Raw genomic sequence first — 6,523 nt, 5'->3', positions numbered from 1 at the left:
CCCGAACCCCGCGCGGATGCCCCGGCCGTGCAGCGCCGCTCCCAGGAGCGCGAACGCCGGCAGCGCCAGCCACCAGAGGGTCCGGGGCGGGAAGCTGGCGTAGAGCAGCAGGCCGCCCCCGCCCGCGGCGACGAACCGGAGAGCGAGCGCGGGCCACGGACGGCGAGGCCCGCTGGGCGCGGGGGGCGGGCCCGGCTCGGACGCGACGGGGCTGGCGGTGGGTACGGCCACGGAAGGAGCGTACGGCGCGCCTGTGTGGGCACCGTGATCAGCGGGGATCGGGCGCCCGGGAGCCCTCGTCGAACCGGTCAGACCGGCACACGGGCGAGCAGGTGCACGTTGCCCAGCGCGTCGAGCAGGCCGGGCGCACCGCTGCGGCGGTACCACTCGAAGCCGTAGGCGTTCGCGAAGTCCTCAGCCGGTACGTCCGCGGGATCGATCTGCGACTCGTGGGCGATCATCGCCGCCCGCTTGCACGCCAGGTGCTCGGCAGAGCCCGACACGGCGAGCCCGATCTCCGCGGTGACCCGGCCGAACGGCACCGCCGCGGCGCGGGCGGCGCCGTGCACCAGATGGCCGTCCCGGGCCGTGACGTGCAGGTGCTCGCGGTCGACGGTCACCCGGTAGCCCGTGGCCCCCACGAGCTCGGCCGCCGTTGCCCCGATCCGGAACGCCGCCCGATGGTCGGGATGGCCGTAGATGCCGTGCTCGTCGTCGTGGACGATCGTGCCGGCGCCCTCGTCGTCGGCGATCTCGGCGACCTGACGGGCCAGCTGCAGCGGGTCGGCGGCGGTGAGCGCCCGCGCGTGCTCCGCGGCAGGCCAGCCCGGCAGGCCCGAGTCGCGCCTGCCGAGCAGCACCAGCCGGGACACCCCGAGCAGGTCGGCGGCCTCCTCGAGCTCCGCGAGGCGCCGCTCGGGGATGGTCTCGCCGGGGCGCAGCGGCAGGCGCGACTCCCCGAGCTCACCGGCGGTGGCGACGACGAGAACGGTGCGGGCACCTGCATCGGCCAGGCGGCGCAGCGTGATGCCGGTGAAGATCGCCTCGTCGTCGGGGTGGGCGTGCAGCACGAGGACGGTGTGCCCACGCAGATCGGAAGATGCGGTCACGGTTGTGATCACAGACTGTGCGGGCCGCGGAGGCGGCCGGGTGGACGGGAGCCGGGTGAAACGTCAGCTGCGACAGCGACAACAGCGACAACACCCCGGACAGCAGCGGGAGACACCCGCGAGGCCCGTCCGGTCCGTCATGGCGCGAATGCTCCCACACCCGGGAGGGCGTCGTGCAGCACCACCCCCTGGTGGGCGGTGCGCAGGCAGCGCGCCGGGTACCGGACACCGTCCTCGACGGCAGTGCAGTCCTCGAATGCAGGGCCGTCCCACACGGCATAGGACGCCGGGGCGCCCGGCGCCAGCCTGCCGGCCAGTGCGGAGCGGTCGCCCGCGGCCCGGTACCCGCCTGCGGTGTGTGCGGCCACGGCCTCGTGCCACCGCAGTCCCGACCCGGCGGTGCGGTGATGGACCGCGGCGTGCACGCCCGCCCACGGGTCGAGCGGGGTGACCGGGGTGTCCGAACCGAGAGCGAGCACGACCCCGGCGTCGCGCAGCGCCGCGAAGGGGTTCATCCCCGCCGCCCGGCCGACCCCGAGCCGGTCGGCGTACATCCCGGTGGGGCCGCCCCAGCAGGCGTCGAACGCGGGCTGCACGCTGGCCACGACCCCCAGCTCGGCCAGCCGGGCGGCCTGGGCGGGCTCCACCATCTCGAGGTGCTCCACGCGGTGGACGGCGGCCCGCACCGCGTCGGTCGAAGTGAGCGCGGCCGCGATGTCGAGGCCGGCCAGCAGCGCGTCGGTGGCGGCGTCCCCGATGACGTGGAAGCCCGCCTGCACCCCCGCGACGGTGCAGGCCGCCACGTGGGCGCCCACCGCGTCGGCGTCGAGGTAGCGGGTGCCGGTGCCGCCGTCCGCATCGGCGTAGGGCGCTCTCAGCGCGGCGGTGCGCGAGCCGATCGAGCCGTCGACGAACAGGTCGCCCGCCAGGCCACGGGCCCCGGTGGCCGCGAGCAGCTCCCGCGCCTGCGCCGCCGTGGCCACCGCCTCGCCCCAGTACGCGACCACCTCGGGTCCCGGCTGCCGGAGCAGCTCGGCGAGGTCGTCGACCGACGAGATGTCCGGGCCCGCGCACTCGTGGACCACGGCGACCCCGCGGGCGGCGGCCGCGGCGAGGAAGGCGGTCTGCGCAGCGGCGCGCCCGGTGCTGTCCACCGCGGCCAGCGCCGCCCGCCGGGCGTGGTGGTGCGCCTCGGCCGACAGCGGGCCGTCGGACCAGCCCGCCGCCCCGGCCGCGCCCGGAGCCCGGTCGAGCAGCGCGGACGACACGAGCGCGGAGTGCACGTCGACCCGGCTCAGGTACACCGGGGAGCCGCCCGCGGCGCGGTCGAGCTCCGCCCGCGACGGCAGCGGTTCCGACCAGTGCTGGTCCTGCCAGCCGTGGCCCCAGACCAGTGCCCCCGGCCGGGCCGCTGCCCGGCCGGCGACCGCGTCGAGCAGCGCACCGGGCGACGGGCAGCCGGTGAGGTCGACGCCGTCGACCAGCAGGCCGGTGGCCGTGGCGTGCACGTGGGCGTCGACGAACGCCGGGGTGACGACGGCCCCGTCGAGATCGAGCACGACGACGCCGCCGTCACTGCCGCGCAACCGCTCCCGGGCCTGCGCCGCGGTACCGACGAAGCTGATCCGGTCGGCACTGATCTCCACGGCCTCGGCGGCGTCGGCCGCGCCGCCGGGGTCCAGGACCCGGGCGCCGAGCAGCAGGGTGCGGGTCACCTGCTCTGTCTACCGCACGGATCAGTACGGACGCTTGGGCATGATCACCCACAGCACGATGTAGGCCACGAACTGCGGACCGGGCAGCAGGCACGACAGCAGGAACAGCAGCCGGACGGTGAACGGGCTCCAGCCGAAGCGCTCGGCGAGTCCGGCACAGACGCCGGCGATGACCTTCCCGTGCCGCGGTCGGGTCAGGGTCGATGCCACGAGTGGCTCCTTCCAGGTGCGGCGAATCTCGCCGCTCCTGATCAAGTCTCCGCCGGGGCGGAGGTGTCGGACTCGGTGACTGCCCGGAGACGGCCCTGAGTTCTCCCGGGGGTACCCCCGTAAGGCGGACGGCATTCGCCCAGTGTGAGGCGGCGGGTACGCCGTCCGGGCGGACGGCCGCGAGTTGTCCACACGACCGGGGAACGCTCTGGCCGGGGCGCATCCCGCGACCTAGCGTCGTTCACGTGATCCGCTTCCTGCGTCACCCGGTCCCGGCGCTCCCCGCGGCGAGTGTGGTCGCCCTGCTCGTCGTCGTCGCGGCGCTATTGGGTCCGGCACCGTCCGCGGCGGCCGACACGCGGCCCACAGCGGTGGTCGCGCTGGGCGACAGCGCCGCGTCGGGCGACGGGGCGGGCGACTACGAGGCGGGCACCCGTGGTGAGGGAGGCGACTGGTGCCATCGCTCGGCCCACGCCTACGTCCACCGCACCGGCCTGCCCGGGGAGTCGATCAACCTGGCCTGCTCGGGTGCCGACTCCGCCGCGGTGGCCTTCGGCGGCACCCACAACACCGAGGGGTCGCAGGCGCAGCGGCTCGGCGAGGTCGCGGGCCGTTACCGGGTCACCACGGTCGTCCTGCAGGTCGGGGCCAACGACGACGCGGCGCTCACGGCCACCGGCATCGCCTGCATCCGGGCGTTCATCGACCCCCGGCAGCCGCCGTGCCGCGACACCATCGGGCCCCAGGTGCCCGCGCGGATGGCAGCCACCGGCGCCAAGGTCGAGGGGGCCGTGCGTGACGTGCGGGAGGCCATGCGGCGGGCCGGCTACACCGACAGCGGCTACGAGCTCGTGCTCGTGTCCTACGCCGCGCCGGTGACCGACCGGATGGTGCCGGTGCAGGCCGCGCAGGGCTGTCCCTACAGCCGGGCGGACGCGGGCTGGGGCCGCACGGTCCTGTTCCCCGCACTGTCGGCCACCATCGCCGGCGTCGCGGAGCGCACGGGCGCCCGGTTCCTCGACATGGTGCGCGCCACCGAGGGCCGCGAGGCCTGCAGCCACGCCCTCTACAGCGAGGAGTGGCAGCGCCGGATCACCGTCGACCCGGAGGCGCTGGTCCACGGCGGTCTCGACGCGGTCGGGTTCCATCTCGCCCAGGAGTCGTTCCACCCCACGGCGGCGGCGCACGCGGAGATGGGGCGCTGCCTCGGCGACTTCGTGCGCGCCGATGCCGTCACGGCCTCGTGTGTCGCGGGTCCCGACGGCCGCGACCGTCTGGCGCCCGCCCCGCCGGCCGCCGCTCCAGGAGCCTGAGCGGCCGGCCGGAGCTGTCGGAGGGACCGCGGAGCGGGTCAGAGCACCACGAGGTCGCGGGGCCGGGTGTTGAGCCGCTCGCAGCCGTCGTCGGTGAGCACCACGATGTCCTCGATGCGGGCGCCCCACTCGCCGTCGAGGTAGACCCCGGGCTCCACGCTGAACGCCATCCCCGGCTCCAGCGGCAGCGCGTTGCCCCCCACGATGTAGGGCTCCTCGTGCACGTCGAGGCCGATGCCGTGCCCGGTGCGGTGCAGGAACCGTTCGCCCAGCCCCGCCGCCGTGATCGGCTGCCGGGCGGCGGCGTCCACCTGCTCGGCGGTGGCGCCCGGCCGGGCGGCGGCCACGGCCCGCTCCTGGGCGTCCTGGAGCACGGCGTAGGCCTCCTGCACCGATGCCGCGGGGGCGCTGCCCACGGCGTACGTGCGCGTGCAGTCGGAGTTGTAGCCGCTGGGCAGCGGGCCGCCGATGTCGATCACGACGACGTCCCCGTCCTCGATCACCCGGTCGGACACGTCGTGGTGCGGGCTGGCCCCGTTCGGCCCGGAACCGACGATCACGAAGGCCGCCGTCGTGTGCCCCTCGTCGACGATCGCCGCGGCGATGTCGGCGGCCACCTGCTCCTCGGTGCGGCCCGGCTTGAGGAACTCGGCCATCCGGGCGTGCACGCGGTCGATCGCGGCCCCTGCCGCGCGCAGCTCGGCCACCTCGGCCGTGTCCTTGCGCATCCGCAGCTCCCGCAGCACCGGACCGGCGAGCTCCTGGGTCACCTCCGGGAACGCGTCACGCAGGCCGAAGACGTGGGCGGCGGGCATCGAGTCGACCACGCCGACCCGTCTCGGGCCGCCCGCGAGGTCACTGACCAGGAGGTAGGGGTCGTCGCCGTCCACCCAGGTGACGATCTCCACACCCAGCTCGTCGAGCGGCAGCCCGGCGTAGCCCGGCGCTTCGAGCCGCGGGACGACCAGCGCGGGGGGCGCGCGATGGCCGGCGGCAGGCAGAACGAGGCAGGTCAGACGCTCGTGGGACTCCCCGTCGGCACCGATCAGGTAACGCAGATCGGTGCCCGGTGTGACGAGCAGCAGGTCGGTGTCGTGGGTCGCCGCCATCTCCCCGGCGCGGCGGATGCGGTCGGCGAGCAGCGCGATCGGAACGGCCGGTGTCATGGTGAGCAGCGTATTCCGGCATGCTGTGCCAGCGTGACCGCGCCTGCGCCCTCCTTGATGCTGCTGGATGCCGCGAGCCTGTACTTCCGGGCCTACTACGGCGTGCCCGAGTCCATCACCTCGCCGGACGGGACCCCGATCAACGCCGTGCGCGGGTTCACCGACATGGTCGCGCGGCTGGTCACCGAGCGGCGGCCCACCCGGCTCGTCGCGTGCCTCGACCTGGACTGGCGCCCCGCGTTCCGCGTGGAGGCGTTGCCGTCCTACAAGGCGCACCGGGTTCCCGGCGAGCCCGAGGTGGCCCCCGCCGGGATGCCGGAGGAGGTGCCCGACACCCTCGCGCCACAGGTCCCGGTCCTGCTCGAGGTGCTCGCCGCGGTCGGGATCGCCACCGCGGGCGCCGAGGGCTACGAGGCCGACGACGTGATCGGCACGCTCGCCGCGGGTGAGCGGAAGGACCCGGTGCTGGCGGTGAGCGGTGACCGGGACCTCATGCAGATCGTGCGCGACGAGCCCGTCCCGGTCCGGCTGCTATACGTCGGCCGCGGCCTGGCGAAGGCGGAGCACCTGGGGCCCGGGGAGGTGGCCGCGAAGTACGGGGTGCCTGCCGACCGGGCGGGTGATGCCTACGCCGAGATGGCGATGCTGCGGGGTGATCCTTCCGACGGGCTGCCGGGGGTGCCCGGGGTCGGGGCGAAGACGGCGGCCACCCTCGTGGGCCGCTTCGCCTCGTGGGCCGAGCTGCGCGCCGCCGTCACCGACCGGGCGGACACGCGGCTGGCGCCGCCCGTGCGCGCCAAGCTGGCGGCCGCAGCGCCGTACCTCGCCGTGGTGGAGCCCGTGGTGCGGGTGGCGCTGGACGCCCCGGTACAGCTCGACCGGTCCGACACGCTGCCCCGCTCGCCCGCCGACCCGGACCGCCTGGCCGCGCTGGCCGAGCGCTGGGGCGTGGGGAGCTCGGTGGACCGGCTCTGCACCGCGCTGGCGAAGAACGCCTGAGGGCGGGTCCT

The 6,523-nt window shown here is 75.6% G+C and carries 6 protein-coding genes and 1 pseudogene; 2 read left to right on the top strand and 5 right to left on the bottom strand.

Translation table 11 applies throughout. The features are described from left to right. The 4 genes and pseudogenes from HF577_RS24765 to HF577_RS38695 all read right to left on the bottom strand — a co-directional run. A pseudogene (locus HF577_RS24765) lies at positions 1–231 on the bottom strand (apolipoprotein N-acyltransferase); the annotation flags it as partial. A gap of 77 nt (positions 232–308) precedes the next feature. Next, positions 309–1,109, bottom strand: a complete 801-nt coding sequence (locus tag HF577_RS24760) for a PIG-L deacetylase family protein (RefSeq protein ID WP_169398337.1) — start codon at positions 1,107–1,109, stop codon at positions 309–311. A 137-nt stretch (positions 1,110–1,246) separates the two neighbouring features. After that, positions 1,247–2,824: an amidohydrolase gene (locus tag HF577_RS24755; RefSeq protein WP_312859362.1), complete on the bottom strand. Its 1,578-nt coding sequence runs from the start codon at positions 2,822–2,824 to the stop codon at positions 1,247–1,249. A gap of 21 nt (positions 2,825–2,845) precedes the next feature. Beyond that, entirely contained in the window at positions 2,846–3,034 is a 189-nt protein-coding gene (locus HF577_RS38695; protein WP_169398336.1) for a PspC domain-containing protein, read from the bottom strand. Between the two features lie 245 nt (positions 3,035–3,279). On the opposite strand from HF577_RS38695, the gene HF577_RS24745 reads away from it, so the two are divergent. Beyond that, complete coding sequence (locus HF577_RS24745; RefSeq protein ID WP_312859361.1) at positions 3,280–4,347, top strand: GDSL-type esterase/lipase family protein; 1,068 nt, start codon at positions 3,280–3,282, stop codon at positions 4,345–4,347. A 38-nt stretch (positions 4,348–4,385) separates the two neighbouring features. Here HF577_RS24745 and HF577_RS24740 read toward each other — a convergent pair whose 3' ends face one another. Then, on the bottom strand, positions 4,386–5,513 hold the full coding sequence (locus tag HF577_RS24740; RefSeq protein WP_169398335.1) for a M24 family metallopeptidase: 1,128 nt from the start codon (positions 5,511–5,513) through the stop codon (positions 4,386–4,388). Positions 5,514–5,570: 57 nt separating this feature from the next. Here HF577_RS24740 and HF577_RS24735 point away from each other — a divergent pair, with 57 nt between their 5' ends. Continuing rightward, positions 5,571–6,512 (top strand): 5'-3' exonuclease, encoded by a 942-nt coding sequence (locus HF577_RS24735; RefSeq protein ID WP_169398343.1) that lies wholly within the window; start codon positions 5,571–5,573, stop codon positions 6,510–6,512. Positions 6,513–6,523 lie beyond the last annotated feature (11 nt).

The organism is Pseudonocardia xinjiangensis (assembly GCF_012911925.1).
GTDB classification, from domain to species: Bacteria; Actinomycetota; Actinomycetes; order Mycobacteriales; family Pseudonocardiaceae; genus Pseudonocardia; species Pseudonocardia xinjiangensis.
The sequence above is the reverse complement of the archived record's forward strand: the minus strand, read 5'-3'. Positions and strand labels throughout refer to the sequence as shown.

What these genes read in the sequence shown, in the direction of transcription:
- HF577_RS24740 (WP_169398335.1), bottom strand. Translation starts at nt 5,513, where the DNA reads ATGACACCGGCCGTTCCGATCGCGCTGCTCGCCGACCGCATCCGCCGC.
- HF577_RS24735 (WP_169398343.1), top strand. Translation starts at nt 5,571, where the DNA reads ATGCTGCTGGATGCCGCGAGCCTGTACTTCCGGGCCTACTACGGCGTG.